Origin of the sequence: Crateriforma spongiae (assembly GCF_012290005.1) — a bacterium.
In the GTDB taxonomy this organism is placed as follows: Bacteria; Planctomycetota; Planctomycetia; order Pirellulales; family Pirellulaceae; genus Crateriforma; species Crateriforma spongiae.
Map to the genome: position 1 here is coordinate 218,836 of NZ_JAAXMS010000009.1, position 16,072 is coordinate 234,907.

Here is a 16,072-nt window from a genome sequence, read left to right on the forward strand (position 1 = left end):
TGATGCCTGACGGAAAGCCAGAGTCCATGAATCCAAAGGTTTATCGTCGCCAGAATTGGTACCACGCCGGTGTCGGCGTTGCTTCGGATGGCGGACCGGGGCGTGTGGCAATCTGTGTCGGTGGGCTAACCGACGGCCCGCGCCTAGCACTCGTTTGAGCGAAGGCCTGTGGGCTGAGTTGTACGACGGGAAAGTCGCTGGGCAGCCGAGTGTCTTGCAAACTGCGGTGACAAGCTTGCACTAACGGTGCATGACCAATCGTGCCCGCCGCCGTCATCAACAGTTCAGTGGTCTGGCGTGTGGGAGCAAGCTGATTGCTCATCAACAGCGATTCGATCGCCTGAGGCACCATTCCCTGCTTCAGTAACGAAGCCCCCAGATCGCGGCGTGCGATCGCGCTTTGTGGTGATGCCATCACCGCGGCTTTTTGAAACGTGATGGCCACTCGAGCGTTGAAGTGGCGGTTTCCTTCATCGCGGCGATTGCGGATTCGCGCCAACACCAGCAAGGCATCGCCCGCTTCTGGGGAATTGCCGCAAGCAGCGATCAGATTGCGTTCCGCTTCAGCCAGGTAAGCCTTGGTGGCTTGATCCGCGGTCAGCGACGTTGCCGGACGATCTTTCAAAGTCACGGTCTGGTGAGCTTCGATCATTCGCGCGATCGCATCCGCATCGATGCCATCAAAGCGACCGCCAAAGTCTTCCGCCTCGCGAACCGCATCAACGGCACGGTTCAACTGTCGGCTATGAATCGTCGTGTCTTCAGCCGCGTCGCGCGAAGCCACCCATTGCTGCAGCGCCGACCATGCCTGATGCTCGGCTGTGAAGACGGAGCCACGTTGCAGTGAAGCCGCGGCATCGTAAAGGGATTGAACGGATTGGCTGCGCAATCGAATCGCATCGGGATCGCGCCATTTCGGGTCGGCCGACTCCAATACGTCGGCACCGCCAGGGTCAAGCGTGGGCAGGCGCCTGGGTTCAGGCTTGGCTTGGCGAGCCGCAACCGTGGTGGAAAGCGAAGGCGGCGTGGGCGGTGGCAAGAAGATCGGTGACGACGCCGTAGCCGTTTCACCGGTGGCGGGCAGCCGAACACACTGTTGCTGTGCGAACGCGGAACTGCCGGCGGCGACGCACGACAGGCTTAATAGGGCGATCCAGACCCGCCGACTTTTTGTCGCACGTCGACAACGATCACTTCGTCGTACTTCCATGACAGTGGCGGCTCACGATGATCCCTCTTGGCGGCCCGGCATGCGTCCTTGCACACCGAAGACAACCGATCCATCGTGCTTCAATCGACTGAACAGGCGAATTCCGTTGACGGGAATGCGGTCGGTGGTCGACGGAAACCCGCCGTGCCCCTGCGACAGACCGAACAACCGGCGACATGTCGGCATTCGTCACGCCGGTCACAGGGGTGACAACCGGGTTAATCGTTAAAGTTCACGTACGCGAATGTCGCGCCAGCGGACTTCGTACGGGCCGGTACCCTTCTTGATGCCGTGGACCTGCAATCCGATGAAGCCTTCGCGTCGCGATTCCGCATCGCGCAGATCTTCGACCATCGTGCCGTTGATCCACGTTTGAATCCGATCGCCTTTGGCGCGGATCACGTATCGGTTCCACTGATCGTTCTTGTAGGCGTCTTTGGTGTCCTGGTTCGGGCTCAGCCACCCACGCCCGGTCGCTTCCCCATAGACGTATCCCGATTCGCCGGGAGCCGTTTCAATTTCCACCTGGGGACCATACACGCGGCCGGTATCTTCTTTGGTTCCGGAACGAATCTGCACACCGCTGTTCAATCCCGGGTCGACCATGACTTCGAAAGTCAATTCGAAATCACCATAGGACTTCTCGGTACACAGGAAGCTGTTCGGGCTTCCTTCGGCGGTCTTTCCGACGACCACACCATCCTCGATACGATACGTGGCGGTGCCATTCTTTTGAGTCCAGCCGGTCGTGTCTTTGCCGTTGAAGATCGTGACCCAACCTTCGCCATCGATCGCCGGTGCCTCTTCTGTGCTGTCCGCCGCATCGGTTTTGACCAGCACCACGGCTTCATCAGCGCTCAACACCTTCGCGTCGACGATATCGTCGGACACCTGACCGGTTGCCGCCCATTCGGTACCACGCAGCAACGTGACTTGAAACGCTGCACCCGACATCGCGGTCAAATCGTGTCCCAACGTCGTATGGAACACGCGTCCGTTGCCGTAGTGAATCGTCATCAGAACCGGCTCATGCAATCCTGTGCCGCCCGTCGATGGGTCCTGTTGCGCGGTGGCCAAAATATGCATGTTTTCCGCCGGACCACGCAGCTTCGAATAAAGTTCATCATCGGTTTGCAAAAACGATGACGGCAAGCCACGTGTGATCGGGTGGTCCATGTCACGGCAAATCACCAAGAACGGCACTCGCTTGCCATGCGCACCACCTTTCCCGGGTGACAGATCACGAACGAAGCGTTGCTGTTGATCGTTCCACCGCACGTAGGGTCCCGATTTTTCGTTGCGTCCGCCCCAGCCGCCCAGTCCGATCATCCGGTTGTACTCGGGCCATTGCGGGAAAGCATTATCGGCGGCATGAACGCTGACGAATCCACCACCGCTGGCGATGTACTTTTCAAAAGCTTGTTGGGTCTGTTCCGTCCACGCCAATCCGTTGTAGTTGGAAACAAAGACGTCAAACTTGTCGAAGTCGGGTCGAAACTGACGCATCGCCTTTTCGTCTTGTGGCGCGGTCATGACGGTGACTTCGAAACGACCGCTGCCTTCCAAGATCGCCGTCAGTTCGGGAGTCGTCTTTTGCCAATCGTGATACGGGTTGAACCCGTCGATGATCAACACTTTCAACGGCGATGCAGCTGCCGCGAAACTAAAAATACTGAATCCAAACGTGGCGGCGACCGCCAAGATTAATCGTGCGAGCATCACTGTCCTTCTTCGCAGTTACCCATGGGTCAATGTTCGTTCGGGCGGCCACTTGTTTGGGTCGCCCCATTCAATCGCCCAGTTTAGCACTCTCGATGCCCGGGCATTGCATGGCCTCGGTATTGCAACCGCGACGCTGCGACAGCTTGGCTCCTTCCGCGGCCGAATCGGTTTTCCGAAAGATGGGCATTCTGATGCCGGGCTAACGACCCGCCGCCGGACTATTACGATGATGGGGTATCCATTTCCCGGAGAATCTTTTACCGATGAACATGACCTCCCGTGGTCCGTTTCCCGCCACCCGCATGCGGCGGGTCCGACAATCCGATTGGTCGCGACGCTTAGTCGCCGAACACCGACTGGGTTCGGGCGATCTGATCTGGCCCTGGTTCGTTTTCGACGGCCCGGGCGTCCAGCCCGTCCCCAGCATGCCGGGTGTCGAACGCCTGGGCATTGATCAGATCGCCGGTGCCGCCCGACGCGCTCGTGAACTATCGATTCCCGCGGTCGCCGTCTTCCCAGCGACCGACCCGAAATTGAAGACCGACGACGCGGCCGAAGCAATCAACCCCGACAATTTGGTTTGCCGAACAGTTGCCGCGATCAAAGCCGAGGTCGGTGACGCGGTCGGTGTGATCTGCGACGTCGCGTTGGATCCGTACAGCAGCCACGGACAGGATGGTTTGGTCCGTGACGGTAAGATCGTCAACGACGAAACCGTTGACGTCCTGTGCCAGCAAGCCATCGTCCAGGCCCGTGCCGGATGCGACGTGATCGCACCGAGCGACATGATGGACGGTCGAATCGGCGCGATCCGCGAAGCGTTGGACCAATCGGGTTTCAGCCAAGTGCAGATCATGTCCTATGCCGCAAAATACGCCAGCGCGTTTTACGGTCCGTTTCGCGATGCGGTTGGTTCGTCCGGCAACCTGGGCAGTGGCGACAAGAAAACGTACCAGCAAGCTCCCAGCCAATCCGACGAAGCCATTCATGAAGTCGCCTTGGACTTGGGCGAAGGTGCCGACAGCGTGATGGTCAAACCCGGCATGCCTTACTTGGACATCGTCCGTCGCGTCAAAGAAACGTTCGCTGTGCCCACGTTCGCTTATCAAGTCAGCGGTGAATACGCGATGATCGCCGCTGCGGCACAAAACGGATGGCTAGACCGAAACGCCGTGATGTTGGAAAGCCTGTTGGCATTCAAACGCGCCGGAGCCGACGGTGTCTTGACCTATTTTGCCGCCGAAGCCGCCGAGTTATTGGAAAGCTGAACTCACACCAAATCAGCCTTGGCGTCGACGTCGCCGCCGTCGACGCCACCACCAAACGGTCGGCAACAAGACAAAACCGCCGACGACCAACCAGGGCACCGCACCGACCGCCAACACGACCGCGTTTTCCGCAGTCAGTCGCAATGAAGCCAGTGAATGCGACCACGATTGTCCGATCCGCGAGGTGAACGTCGGCGCGGCGGGCGGCGTGTATTTGCGTTCCTCGCGACACTGAATCGTGACGGTGGCCAAGGTCGTGCGATCCGCCAGCACACGCAGCCGGCCTTGCATCCGTTCGATCTCTTCACGGACCCGCGCCAGTTCTCGTTCGATCTCCAAGACATCGGACAATTTGCCCGATCGTTCTTCCAACAGATCGACCATCCGTTGTTCCAATCGCTGGCTATTCTTGATGCGTGATTCGACGTCGACGTATTCTTCGGTAACGTCTTGAGCGTCTTCTTTGCGTGATTCGGCAAAGCCCAGACCCATCACCCCCGCAAGGAAACCGTCATAGCGATCCACTGGCACGCGGATGACCCAGGTGCCCGATTGTTCGTCGCGATATCGACGGTTGGTTTCGGCGTTGGACACAAACCCATCGTGATCGCGGACCAACTGGGGCAACTTGGCTTCAAAGACTTGGTAGTCCTCGACAACCATCGATAACCGCGTTTGATAGATGATCCGGCGTTTGGTGGCTCCGTTGGCACGATCTGCCGCGTTGCCGGATCCATCCGCCTCGGCCAATGCCGACATCAACGCATCGGCCGATTCGGATTCGTATGCCGCAGCCTCCGCCGTATCAACGCTGGCCATTTTGCCGCTGTAACCGGCTTCCGGCATGCCACATCCGGCCACCAAAAGCGCGGTGGCTATTCCGATCCATAACGTTCGATTCATCGCCGCGTCCGCCTTGGGAAAAGGATGTCGTCGCCCGTGGCGACCACGATCACCCCGCATCAAATCATGGCCAACAGTTTTTCGCGTCGCGACTGCCCCGATCCGTTGGCCACTCTCAAGTACATCGTATCGCCCACCACCGTTGGCGTGCTGAACACTTCGTCGGCCACACGAACTTGGGATCGCTGGACGAATCGATCTCGACCGGATTCGAAAACCCAGCCGTCTCCCGATTCGTTGAACGCATAAATCAAGTCACCGACCAACACCGGTGAACTACTCCATTTGCCGCCCAACCGTTGACGCCAAATGACACGTCCGTCGGACACATCCCAGCAATGGCCGACGCCCGCATCCGTCACGCCATACAGGTGATTACCCACCACCAACATCGATTGTTCGTAACATTTTTGGTTATTGGACCACTGGACCTTGCCCGATCCGTCGGCCGCGACACACACGGTTTGGCTGTCGGGATAGCCGCCGCTGGCAAAGACATGCGTCGAATTCCATACCATGGTGCCGCAGGTGGCCGCGGTGGTCGCCGGCGTTTGCCACAGCATGCGTCCGTTGCTCGGATCGTAGCTGCAAACCAGATTCGCACCGCTAATCAATAGTTGATCACGTCCCGCCACGTTGGCGACGATTGGCGATGAAAACGTGATCATTTTGGGTCGCGGCGTTCGCCACACTTCTTTGCCACTTTGACGATCCAGCGCGACCAGCCAAGCCCCCAAATCCATCTCCGATGCAACGATCACGGTGTTGCCGTACAGCAGTGGCGATGCGCCGTAACCGAATTGGTAACGCTGTGGATCGAACGGTGCGATCTTCTTCGTCCAGCGGATCTTGCCGTCGGTCGTCAGCGACGTCAGTTGAATCGCATCGCTGTTATAAAACGACGCGAACAAAGAACGGCCATCAAAAGCCACCGTGGGACTGGCTTCCGTATTCTTGGGATGGTTCTTTGCAGGAATTCCGCCCCGATGCACCACCGTTTGGAACAACGGTTTTCCGGTGGCGCGGTCAAACCCGAGCACAGCTTGGATTTGCTGTTGCTTGTCGCCGGTCGTCAGATAGATCGCGTCATCGGTCACCACGGGTGAACTGTGACCACGTCCGGGAACATCCACAGCCCAGCGGACTTTCGACGGGTCCGGTTGCTGGGGTGCCTGGGCATCGGGTGCGGTCGTGTTGTCGCCGCGTGGTCCCCGCCAACACCACCACTGGTCGGCGGGCATCGCCAGCGAACCGTCTGCCGTTGCCTGCGCCAGACTGGTTGATTCCACACCGGCACACCCGCCGGCAATGGCGGCCACCAATCCGGATTTCAGTGCCACCCGCCGTGTGCACGCTGAATCGATTGGTGTGTTTTCAAGTTGGCTGGATTCGGACATGCGACGCATTTCTTCTTGCTGTAAGAAAACCGAACATTGGGTTACGATTGGCCGACCAGCTTAGCCGGTTCCGTGTCGTCGCGTCATTTTGCCGCCCCATGGATCCGATCGTTTTCTCCGTTGCCAAATACCCATGCCCGTTCCCGATGTTCCGTCCGAGTTGACCCGGCGCGCCGATCAGCGATTGAAGTGGAAATGGCAACCGACCCCGATCGCCGGGCACACCTGGGACTTGGCGGTCGCGACGGATCCCGACGCGATGCTGATCGAGGCCTGTGAGCGACAAGATGCCGGCGAAGAAGGCGTCATCGATCCGTTCTGGGCGACCACTTGGCGAGCCGCATCAGGTTTGGACCGTTTTTTGGACCGATACCGATTGGAAGGCCAGCGGGTCCTGGAACTCGGCTGTGGCACCGGACATGCCGGCATCTCCGCCGCCCTTCGTGGTGCCAACGTGACGCTAACCGATGGTGTGGAAGATCCACTGCATTTGGTCCGAATGAGCAGCCATGCGATCCGCGATCGGTGCGAAATCCAGCGTCTGCGATTCGGCGTCGATCGGATCGACGGCGTGACCTTTCCGCTGATCTTGGGAAGCGACGTGACCTACCTGCGGGAACTGTGGCCACAACTGGATCAGTGCGTCCGCGATCACCTGTCCCCCGGCGGCGAGGTGTTGTTAAGTGATCCGCATCGAATCATCGCCAACGAATTTCGTGATTGGATTCAGAACCACGACTGGGTCTATGAAGAACACAGCGTTGTGTTGGAAGACGACCCGGATCACCCGATCCGCATCATGCGTTTGCAACGTCCTCAGTAAAAATGACGCCGCCGGCCCCGAAACGAGACGCTCACTCGCTTCCCTACGAGCACTTTGAATCGGAATCGGCATAGTGCACGTCGGCCCAAAAGACCGCTTGGACGTGACGACATTTCGGACAGCGGACCTGACGTCCCAGAGAATCCGGTTGAACCGAAACACGTTTTGCACAACCTTCGCAATCGATCCGCAGTCGATGAGGCATCGCCATTCGTTGATCAATGACCGATCGCCGTGTCCCACTGATGCTGATGTCGGTTTCTTTCAGCCGGCTTAACAAGTCCTCGGACAACTGCGTCGTTTCGGCGACTCGATCGGCCAACCGACGAACCGTGTCTTCGAAAGTGTTTCGGACCAAACGTCCGTTGCCAAAGTGCCGATCACGGGTGCGATAAAGATGATCGAATCCCACCAGCAATCGATGGCGTGCCGCTGCATCCAACTGATATTGGTTCTTGCGACACATCAATTCAAAGATCTGACCCAATTCTTGTGGACGATAATCTTCAAAGTCGATCGTGGTATTGATGCGTGACTTCAAACCCGGATTGGACTCAATCATCTTGGCCATTTCGCCGCTATATCCGGCCAGGATCACCGCCAAGTCATCGCGATTGTCTTCCATCCGTTTCAGCAAGGTGCCCACCGCTTCGCGGCCATAGGCATCATCCCCCGACGCATCGATCAAGCTGTACGCTTCGTCGATGAACAGCACGCCGCCCATGGCGGAATCGACCAATTCGTTGGTCTTCACCGCCGTTTGACCCGCGTACTGGGCAACCAGGCCGCTGCGGTCGGTTTCGACAATATGTCCCCGCGAAAGCGTTCCCATCGCGCCCAAGATCTGGCCGATGATGCGAGCCACCGTCGTCTTTCCGGTCCCGGGATTCCCCAGGAAAGCCATGTGCAGACTGATCGGCATCGTCGACATGCCTTTGTCACGACGTTGTTGCTGCAGTCGCAAGAAATTCGTGTAACTGTTGACCCGCGACTTGACCGCGGACAGGCCGATCAACGAATCCAGTTCTTTTCGTGCCGAACTCAATTGCTGCTGACGCTGCTGATCGGTCAGCGGCCCGGCCGGTTCGACGGCGGTGCCATGTTTGTCCGCCGGCGGTTGGCCCGCTTTGGCCTGCCGGGACGGTCCACCGTCGTCGACCAGATCGACACCGGATGCCTGTGCACCACCGACCGGGTACAGCGCCGAATCGATCTGATACTGCAATCGGTGCAGGGCATCAGCTTCTTCGGGCATGGTTTGCCCGTCACACTTGGCGATCAAGTTTGCTAAACGCAAGGTCACGGTTTCGACCTGTGCTCGTGCCCCCGCCAATGGTTCGTGCCGCACAAACGGAGCCACCAAGCTGGCCCAAGTCAAACGATCGGCTTGTTCGAACAACCCCATCGCGGCTTCGCGGAGCGCGGCACCGGCCAGTTTCTCGTCCCACAGATGTTCGATCATCGCGGCCGCGACACGTTTTTCCGGCCCCGTCCATCGATCGTCGGCGCGGACGATTTCGACGTAGACCTTGATCAACAGCCCGCGATGCAGATCTTCCATCAGCCGGATGAAGTCTGTCGCGCGTCCATCAATTAACGTCGGGTGTCGCTTCGCCAGCCACTTCGCCGAATCGACGTACAGTTTCTGGCAGTCGCGAATCACCCGTCGCAACAATCCGATCAGTCGTGCCGAATCGACCTCGCTCACTTGATCCCGTGCATCATACGTTTCAAGACCGGTGAAACGATTGCCAACAGCACTCCGGCAACCGTTGGCAACAAGACCAACAACAAGAAGAACCCAGGCAGCCCATCGATCACGAACGAAATCTCGGCGGGGCTGCCGTCCGCACCGGGCTTAAACTTCGTCGAAAACGCCGCCATCAGTCCGCCCAACAAATTGGCGGCGGAAAACGACAAGAACCAAACTCCCATCATCAACGACTGCAAACGCAGGGGCGCCAACTTGGTCACCATCGATAAACCGACCGGCGATAAACACAATTCACCCCACGTACACAACACATAAGTGATCAACAACCAATGGGGACCGGCCAAACCGTCACGTGCTTGAAGGGCACCAAAGACCATGGCCACGAACGCCAGCCCCAAAAACCACAACCCCCATGCAAACTTCATCGGCGTCGACGGGTTGGCATTCCGCTTGGCCAACCAAACCCAAAGCATGGAGAAGAACGGGGCACAAATGACGATCGTCAACGCGTTGACCGATTGATACCAGGTCGACGGAAACTCGTATCCCATGATCGTGCGATCGGTATTCTGGTCGGCGAACACGTTCAGCGAACTGCCAGCCTGTTCAAAGGCGGCCCAGAAGAAGATGTTTCCGACCAAGGCCAGAATCAAAATCACGGCGATCCGTTGGGTGTCGACCTTGGTCAATGGACGCTGCAGTTCCGCCTGATCGACGGCGCTGGCGGTACCATTGGCGGCGACCTCCTTGGGCGACAATCCGATCCCCGACAGATACTTCGGACGCAAAAACTGATAACAGAGCAATCCCAAAATCATTCCCACCGCGGCGGATCCGAATCCCCAGTGCCAGCCAACCTTCTGGCCCAAAGTTCCCGCAATCAGGGGCGATAAAAATGCGCCTAAATTGATCCCCATGTAAAAAATCGTGAATCCACTATCACGACGGGGGTCATCTTTGCCATACAGCTGACCGACCATCACGCTGACACAGGGCTTGAAAAAACCCGTCCCGATCACGATCAGGGCCAAGCCCGCAATGAAGGAACACAGGGCCCCAGGGCCGGTCTGCAGAGTTACCGCTTCCCCAGCAGTGATGCCGAACATCTCCGTCATCGCCAACACGATGTGCCCCGCAGCGATGATCCATCCTCCGATCAACATCGACCGGTGCGTCCCCAAGAACCGGTCGGCCAACCAACCACCGAAAATCGGCGTCAGGTAGACCGCCCAGGTGTAAACGGCATACAGAATCGCCGCGTTGGCCTCGGACCATCCGAATCCGGGGTTGGATTCCGTTTCCGCCGTCGATGCGATCAGGTACAAGACCAACAGCGCTCGCATGCCGTAATAGCTGAACCGTTCCCACATTTCGGTGATGAACAGCACCCACAGGCCGGCGGGCTGCCCCGTCTGCAATTCTTGGGGCGGTGGGACGTTGGACGGTTCCTTGTCCAGTTCGACATCGGACAAATGCAACGGGTTGGATTCCGGGTGTGTCCCGTTGCCACCTGGCGATGCCGAATCGTTGGTTCCACCGGTCATGCGAATCGAATCCATACGTTTGAAAGCCGGCCGGACTTGCACAGTGTCCGACGAAATCGTGATTGCGGCGAAGTTCCTGCGAAGCTTCGGCGTTTCGCGATTTTAGACGCTATGCATTGCCGTGTCCCCGCCGGTCGCGGCAAGCGGTGCCTTGGCGCAGAAAAAACGCCCGCGTTCTGCATCCAAGGCAAAAAGCGAGCGCAAATCCTGCGATTCGTCGGCCCAATTCGTCAGCTCAGTACCCGACGCGAATGGTCACACCACTGCGATAGCTGGGATAGGCCCGATAGTACGTGGTCCGGCGTTGGACAACCGCGCCGTGATAGACCACCGGCGGGCGATAAACGGTGGCCGCGGGGACTCGCGTGACCACGCGACGATAGGTGTATACCGGCGGACGGTACACGGGCACCGCCGGGACATACACCGGAACGTAGGGGCGGTACGCCACACGCGGCCCCCAAAACGGCCCGTGCGCGGACGCTTGTTGCGACGTCGCCAGGACGCCGGCGACGGCCAGCACGGCCGCCAATCCGATTCTGCTGAACATGGCTCTTTCCCTTTGGGTCTGAAGACAAAAACGACCGCATCGCGGTTGAAACACTGCACTGAAGGCCTCGACCGATGGGCGCATCCGTCGATGTCCAATCGTGGCCTGCTTTGAATGCTCGGCCAATGGCTTCGGGGGGATCGATTCCGGTGAAATCAGTCGTGGACTTCTTTCAAAACGTGTCTTTTCGAATCGTGTCTTTTCGAAACGGTCCATTGGCAAGCGACGGTTCATGCTACCCACCGGTCACCGCACCTGCCACTTTCGGGCAGTTGCCGACAACCACCGTGATCACCTCCGACGACACGAACGGAAGCACGGGGCGTGCCACGCACCTGCGGTTGCGGCGGATGCCGGGCCCCGGCGGCATAGAGATCGATCGGTGTGCGACGGCCGTCCCCACAACGTCACACTTGCGACCGTGCCGACGTGCACGTTCGTGCAAACAAGGCGCATGACCAGGGCGGCATCACCAACGGAGCGGCATCACTCGCCTGAGGCGATTCCGACACGAACGACGGGTCCATGGCATGCGTTGTAGCGTGCGATGCCAAAGATCATCCGCATGAAGCGATGAATTTGCCGGGAATTTATCGAACAAAATCCCCGGCGTACCGCGATGCGTCAGTGAACGATTTCCGGCGCGCCCAGCAACGCGGTGTGACGGCCGTCGTGGAAATAGACACGATTGCGGCCCGTGTTCTTGGCGGCATACAACGCTTCGTCGGCTCGGCGAACCAACGGTGCGACCACCATGTCGTCGCGTGGCTCGCTGACACCGATGCTCATGGTCACCTGCAGCGAAACGTTGCCCACTTCGATTCGTTCCGACGCGAAATGCCTTCGGAACTCGTTCATCTTTTCCGATGCCATCTTCAGCGGCACGTCCAACAGCACCGCGAACTCTTCGCCGCCGAACCGCGCCACCATGATGGCCGATGGCAAACCGTGATTCAGGCTGCTGGCCAAGTGCTGCAGCACCTGATCACCGATTTGGTGCCCGTGGGTGTCATTGATCGACTTGAAACGATCGATATCAATCAACGCCAGCGAAAACGCGCGGCCGCCACGACGATAGGTCGCCAGCAGTTCGTCGATTTTCTGATCAAAGGCACGACGATTGGCCAACCCGGTCAACCCGTCGGTCCGCGCTTCGGTCAGATAGCTTTCGATTTGTCGTGTTTGTTTATCCAGTTGTCGCTCGGCCGCTTCCAACCGCGACTGCAACTCGTCGTTGCTGTTCATGATTTGGCTTAGCAAGATCAGCATCCGGTCGTCCGAACCGTCGGACGCCTTGTGATCACGCACGGCTTTTTCCAGTCGGCCCAACTGGTCTTGGTACTGGGAAACGTTCCCCGAATACTCGCTGGTCCAACTGCCCAGACTTAACAACAGGTGTCGGATCCGGTCACGGTCCTCGCTGCTGAACATTCCGGACGCATAGCGGGTTTTCGCGGCGCGAAACCCGAACCATCCGGCCGCTGCGATCAACAATCCTGCCGCGCCGCCGGCGACGGCCATCCATTGCCAGGGAACCTGAAACATCAATATCAGACCATCGTTTCTGCGGGAATCACTTCGCCCCTGGCGATGACCACCAATCCGCTTTCGGTCACCGTGAACCCGCGTGCGGCATCAGCGGCCGGATCGAAACCGATTTCGGTTCCCTGCGGGATACTGACCCCTTTATCGACAATCACGCGTCGCAACTTGCAGTGTCGTCCGACGTCCACGTGATCAAACAGAATGCTGTCTTCGACGCTGGCGTAGCTATTCACCCGGCATCCGGCCCCGATGATGCTGCGTGCGACGCGACCACCGCTGATGATCGCCCCCTGACAGACGATCGAATCCAGGGCTTCGCCTTTGCGTGAACTGTGGCCTTCGCTGCCGAAGACGAACTTTGGCGGTGGCAACATCGGCTGGAACGAACGCATCGGCCAAGCCTGGTCGTACAGATTCAACTGCGGGTCGACACCAATCAGATCCATGTTCGCTTCGTAGTAGGCATCGATCGTGCCGACGTCCCGCCAATACGCGTCGGCCCCGGCGTGCGGCGTGACGCTGTCTTTGCGATTTTCATCCAGAAACGGAAACGCAAACACGCGGCTGTTGCTGATCGCATCCGGAATGATGTTCTTGCCGAAATCGTGCGCGCTGTCGGGCTGGGTCGCGTCGTCGCACAATCGCTCGTACAAGTACCTCGCTTTGAAGACATAGATCCCCATCGACGCCAAACACACGTCGGGATCCTCCGGCGTGGGGATCGGCTGATCGGGCTTCTCTTGAAACCCCATCAGCTGGCCATCAGGATCGACTTGCATGACGCCAAACTGCTTGGCGTCTTCACACCGCACTCGCAACGCGCCGATCGTGATGTCGGCATCGCGATCACGATGGAAATCCACCATCGTCTTGTAATTCATCTTGTAAATGTGATCACCCGCCAGCACGACCACATCTTCGGGTTGCTCGCGTTCGATCGCATAGATGTTCTGGTAAACGGCGTCGGCCGTTCCCTGGTACCAGTTGTCATCGATCCGCTGTTGGGGCGGAACGACGTCGATGAATTCACCCAGTTCACGGCAAAAGTAGTTCCGCCATGCCAAGTGAATGTGACGGTCCAGCGACTGGGCCTTGTATTGCGTCAACAACAGCATTCGACGCATGCCACTGTTCAGACAATTGCTAAGCACAAAGTCGACGATTCGGTACAGACCGCCGAACGGCACCGCCGGCTTTGCCCGGTCTCGGGTCAGCGGTTCCAGTCGCGATCCACGACCGCCCGCCAATATCACCGTCAGAGTGTCTCGCATGTTTGGATGTCCTTGCCACTGATACTGCGAACCCAGCGATCGTCCCGATTGATCTGTCCGTCGACGCGGGCGGCCGAAATCAACGGTCCGCGACTCCGGCACTTGAGTTATCGGCATTTGGGCACCGCCGCATCCGAAAACCCGCGATCGAAGGTCCCGATAGTCTAACAAATTGCTAGCGTATCGCCGCGTCGCCACATCACGCCCACCGATCGCCGGCGGAAGATTCATTCGCGAAATGCGTCCCCCGCTTGAAACAGACGCACGAAGTGGATTGGTATGGAGTTTGCAAATTGGGGGCATTCCAGGAGTCGTTGTGCCGATTCGGCGGTTTCCGGCACGTTTTCGCATCGTCGATTACGGCGGTTGTGCAAATTTTCCGCGCCGAATGGCCGCCGACACGTGAACCGAATCCCCCTATCACGTTGTAGAAACGATCACGCTTTTGAAAGTTTGACCGGCCGTGTCGCTACACGGATGACCATCGGCTGGATTTTGACGCCCGCCCCGTGGCGGATGATTCGTTTTCACACCCCATCACCCAACATCGTTCTGTCCAGGGAGTTTCCTTCTAATGCAGAAGCAGTTTCACAAGCTCAGTATGGTGCTCGGCGCAATGTTGACCGGAGCCCTTCTAACCGGCGTTGTGACCAGTCTGCCATCGGGCCTACGCAGCGATGCGTATGCGGACCAACAGGCCAGCGCCCGAAGTGCCCAACAAAATTTGGCCAAGCAAAACCTCAGCACGGCTCAAGATCTTTCGACCGCGTTTCGAAACGTGGCCGACGCCATTCGTCCATCGGTGGTCAGCATCAGTACGGCGCGAACGATGCTGGTGCGTGGCGGTGGCGGCATGAACGAATTGCCGCCGGAGTTTCGACGCAGTTTGCCGCCCGGATTCGAAGACTTCTTTGACTTCGATCGCCGCCGGGGCAACCGCGGAAATTCGTCTCCCGAGCGCCGCCGCATGCAAACCGGCATGGGCAGCGGTGTGATCGTTCGCGCCGACGGTTACATCCTGACCAATAACCACGTCGTCGCCAACGCCGACGAAGTCACCGTCGAACTAAGCGACGGGACCGAGTTGACCGCGGAAGTCGTCGGCACCGATCCGCCGACCGACTTGGCCGTGTTGAAAGTCGACCAAGATGGCTTGATGCCGGTCGCCATCGGCAGCAGCGACAATATCCAAGTCGGTGATTGGGTGCTGGCCATCGGCAGCCCCTTCGGACTGGATCAAACGGTGACCGCCGGCATCATCAGCGGAAAGAACCGGGTTCAAGGCATCGTCGGTAACGGCAACGGATACGAAGACTTCCTGCAAACCGATGCCGCGATCAACCCGGGCAATTCCGGCGGACCACTGGTCAACCTGCGTGGCGAATTGGTCGGCATCAATACGGCCATCGCATCGCGCAGCGGCGGCAACAACGGGATTGGTTTCGCCATCCCCGTGTCGCTGGCCAAGCCGATCCTGTCGTCGATCATCGAAACCGGAAAAGTCCAACGTGGCTTCTTGGGTGCCCAGGTCGGTGACGTCAACAGCGCGACGTCTGAAGAATTCGGCTTGAAGGTCAAACAGGGCGCGTTGATCAGCAGTGTCTTGGACGACCAGCCGGCCGCCCAAGCGGGATTGCAACCGGGCGATGTGGTCACCGACATCGATGGCAAGACGATCCGCAGTGGCACGCAATTGCGAAACTATGTCGCCAGCCGCAAACCGGGATCGACGATCAACATGACCGTCAATCGGAACGGCAACGAGGTTGACATCTCGGTCAAGCTAGGCGAGCTGAACGAAGACGCGATCGCCCTGTTCAGCGACGGCGGAACTCTGGGCGTGACCGTCCAGCCGCTGACGTCGGACACCGCCAAACGCTACGGCTACGACGCCGATGAAGAAGGGTTGCTGGTGACGGGTGTCGAAGACGGCAGTGCAGCCGCCGAACACGGCATCCAGCCGGGCGACATCATCAAAAAGGCCAACGGCGAAGACGTCCGCAGCGACAAGGACCTTGAAAAAGCCGCCGCAGCGGCGCGACAATCGGGCCAGTCCTTGCGGCTGACCGTTCGCCGCGAAAACAGCCTGATGATGATTCCGGTCCCGCTGGACTGATCGAATCCG

Annotated in this window: 12 protein-coding genes; 3 read left to right on the forward strand and 9 right to left on the reverse strand. The window is 58.7% G+C overall.

Annotation, left to right across the window (positions count from 1 at the left end):
* Positions 1 to 40: 40 nt before the first annotated feature.
* A complete protein-coding gene (locus HFP54_RS21790) occupies positions 41 to 1,210 on the reverse strand; it encodes a hypothetical protein (protein ID WP_168566771.1) in 1,170 nt (389 codons plus the stop codon).
* A gap of 225 nt (positions 1,211 to 1,435) precedes the next feature.
* Positions 1,436 to 2,929, reverse strand: coding sequence for a 3-keto-alpha-glucoside-1,2-lyase-like domain-containing protein (locus tag HFP54_RS21795; protein WP_168566772.1), 1,494 nt, complete (start codon positions 2,927 to 2,929; stop codon positions 1,436 to 1,438).
* Between the two features lie 266 nt (positions 2,930 to 3,195).
* Between HFP54_RS21795 and hemB the strand changes: the two genes are divergently transcribed.
* A complete protein-coding gene (hemB, locus tag HFP54_RS21800; protein WP_197138360.1) occupies positions 3,196 to 4,200 on the forward strand; it encodes a porphobilinogen synthase in 1,005 nt (334 codons plus the stop codon).
* 12 nt (positions 4,201 to 4,212) lie between these two features.
* Here hemB and HFP54_RS21805 read toward each other — a convergent pair whose 3' ends face one another.
* Complete coding sequence (locus tag HFP54_RS21805) at positions 4,213 to 5,103, reverse strand: DUF4349 domain-containing protein (protein WP_168566773.1); 891 nt, start codon at positions 5,101 to 5,103, stop codon at positions 4,213 to 4,215.
* Positions 5,104 to 5,162: 59 nt separating this feature from the next.
* A complete protein-coding gene (locus HFP54_RS21810) occupies positions 5,163 to 6,500 on the reverse strand; it encodes a BamB-related PQQ repeat family beta-propellar protein (RefSeq protein WP_168566774.1) in 1,338 nt (445 codons plus the stop codon).
* Between the two features lie 133 nt (positions 6,501 to 6,633).
* Between HFP54_RS21810 and HFP54_RS21815 the strand changes: the two genes are divergently transcribed.
* Positions 6,634 to 7,323 carry a class I SAM-dependent methyltransferase gene (locus tag HFP54_RS21815; protein WP_146416028.1) on the forward strand — a complete coding sequence of 230 codons (690 nt, stop codon included), beginning with the start codon at positions 6,634 to 6,636 and terminating at the stop codon, positions 7,321 to 7,323.
* A gap of 43 nt (positions 7,324 to 7,366) precedes the next feature.
* Here HFP54_RS21815 and HFP54_RS26255 read toward each other — a convergent pair whose 3' ends face one another.
* The 5 genes from HFP54_RS26255 to glgC all read right to left on the reverse strand — a co-directional run bounded on the left by HFP54_RS26255 (position 7,367) and on the right by glgC (position 13,947).
* A complete protein-coding gene (locus HFP54_RS26255; RefSeq protein WP_146416029.1) occupies positions 7,367 to 9,031 on the reverse strand; it encodes an AAA family ATPase in 1,665 nt (554 codons plus the stop codon).
* Positions 9,028 to 10,581: a peptide MFS transporter gene (locus HFP54_RS21825; protein ID WP_168566775.1), complete on the reverse strand. Its 1,554-nt coding sequence runs from the start codon at positions 10,579 to 10,581 to the stop codon at positions 9,028 to 9,030. Before HFP54_RS21825 ends, HFP54_RS26255 begins: the two co-directional genes overlap by 4 nt.
* A 235-nt stretch (positions 10,582 to 10,816) precedes the next feature.
* The gene (locus tag HFP54_RS21830) at positions 10,817 to 11,131 is read right to left on the reverse strand and encodes a hypothetical protein (RefSeq protein WP_146416031.1); all 315 of its coding nucleotides are present in this window, start codon (positions 11,129 to 11,131) and stop codon (positions 10,817 to 10,819) included.
* A gap of 624 nt (positions 11,132 to 11,755) precedes the next feature.
* On the reverse strand, positions 11,756 to 12,676 hold the full coding sequence (locus tag HFP54_RS21835; RefSeq protein WP_145292988.1) for a GGDEF domain-containing protein: 921 nt from the start codon (positions 12,674 to 12,676) through the stop codon (positions 11,756 to 11,758).
* A 5-nt stretch (positions 12,677 to 12,681) separates the two neighbouring features.
* A complete protein-coding gene (gene glgC, locus HFP54_RS21840; RefSeq protein WP_168566776.1) occupies positions 12,682 to 13,947 on the reverse strand; it encodes a glucose-1-phosphate adenylyltransferase in 1,266 nt (421 codons plus the stop codon).
* Positions 13,948 to 14,521: 574 nt separating this feature from the next.
* Between glgC and HFP54_RS21845 the strand changes: the two genes are divergently transcribed.
* On the forward strand, positions 14,522 to 16,063 hold the full coding sequence (locus HFP54_RS21845) for a DegQ family serine endoprotease (RefSeq protein WP_168566777.1): 1,542 nt from the start codon (positions 14,522 to 14,524) through the stop codon (positions 16,061 to 16,063).
* The last annotated feature ends 9 nt before the right edge of the window (positions 16,064 to 16,072 follow it).

What these genes read in the sequence shown, in the direction of transcription:
- HFP54_RS21825 (WP_168566775.1), bottom strand. Translation starts at nt 10,581, where the DNA reads ATGACCGGTGGAACCAACGATTCGGCATCGCCAGGTGGCAACGGGACA.
- HFP54_RS21815 (WP_146416028.1), top strand. Translation starts at nt 6,634, where the DNA reads ATGCCCGTTCCCGATGTTCCGTCCGAGTTGACCCGGCGCGCCGATCAG.
- HFP54_RS21805 (WP_168566773.1), bottom strand. Translation starts at nt 5,103, where the DNA reads ATGAATCGAACGTTATGGATCGGAATAGCCACCGCGCTTTTGGTGGCC.
- glgC (WP_168566776.1), bottom strand. Translation starts at nt 13,947, where the DNA reads ATGCGAGACACTCTGACGGTGATATTGGCGGGCGGTCGTGGATCGCGA.
- HFP54_RS21830 (WP_146416031.1), bottom strand. Translation starts at nt 11,131, where the DNA reads ATGTTCAGCAGAATCGGATTGGCGGCCGTGCTGGCCGTCGCCGGCGTC.
- HFP54_RS21795 (WP_168566772.1), bottom strand. Translation starts at nt 2,929, where the DNA reads ATGCTCGCACGATTAATCTTGGCGGTCGCCGCCACGTTTGGATTCAGT.
- HFP54_RS21790 (WP_168566771.1), bottom strand. Translation starts at nt 1,210, where the DNA reads ATGGAAGTACGACGAAGTGATCGTTGTCGACGTGCGACAAAAAGTCGG.
- HFP54_RS21810 (WP_168566774.1), bottom strand. Translation starts at nt 6,500, where the DNA reads ATGTCCGAATCCAGCCAACTTGAAAACACACCAATCGATTCAGCGTGC.
- HFP54_RS21845 (WP_168566777.1), top strand. Translation starts at nt 14,522, where the DNA reads ATGCAGAAGCAGTTTCACAAGCTCAGTATGGTGCTCGGCGCAATGTTG.
- hemB (WP_197138360.1), top strand. Translation starts at nt 3,196, where the DNA reads ATGAACATGACCTCCCGTGGTCCGTTTCCCGCCACCCGCATGCGGCGG.
- HFP54_RS21835 (WP_145292988.1), bottom strand. Translation starts at nt 12,676, where the DNA reads ATGTTTCAGGTTCCCTGGCAATGGATGGCCGTCGCCGGCGGCGCGGCA.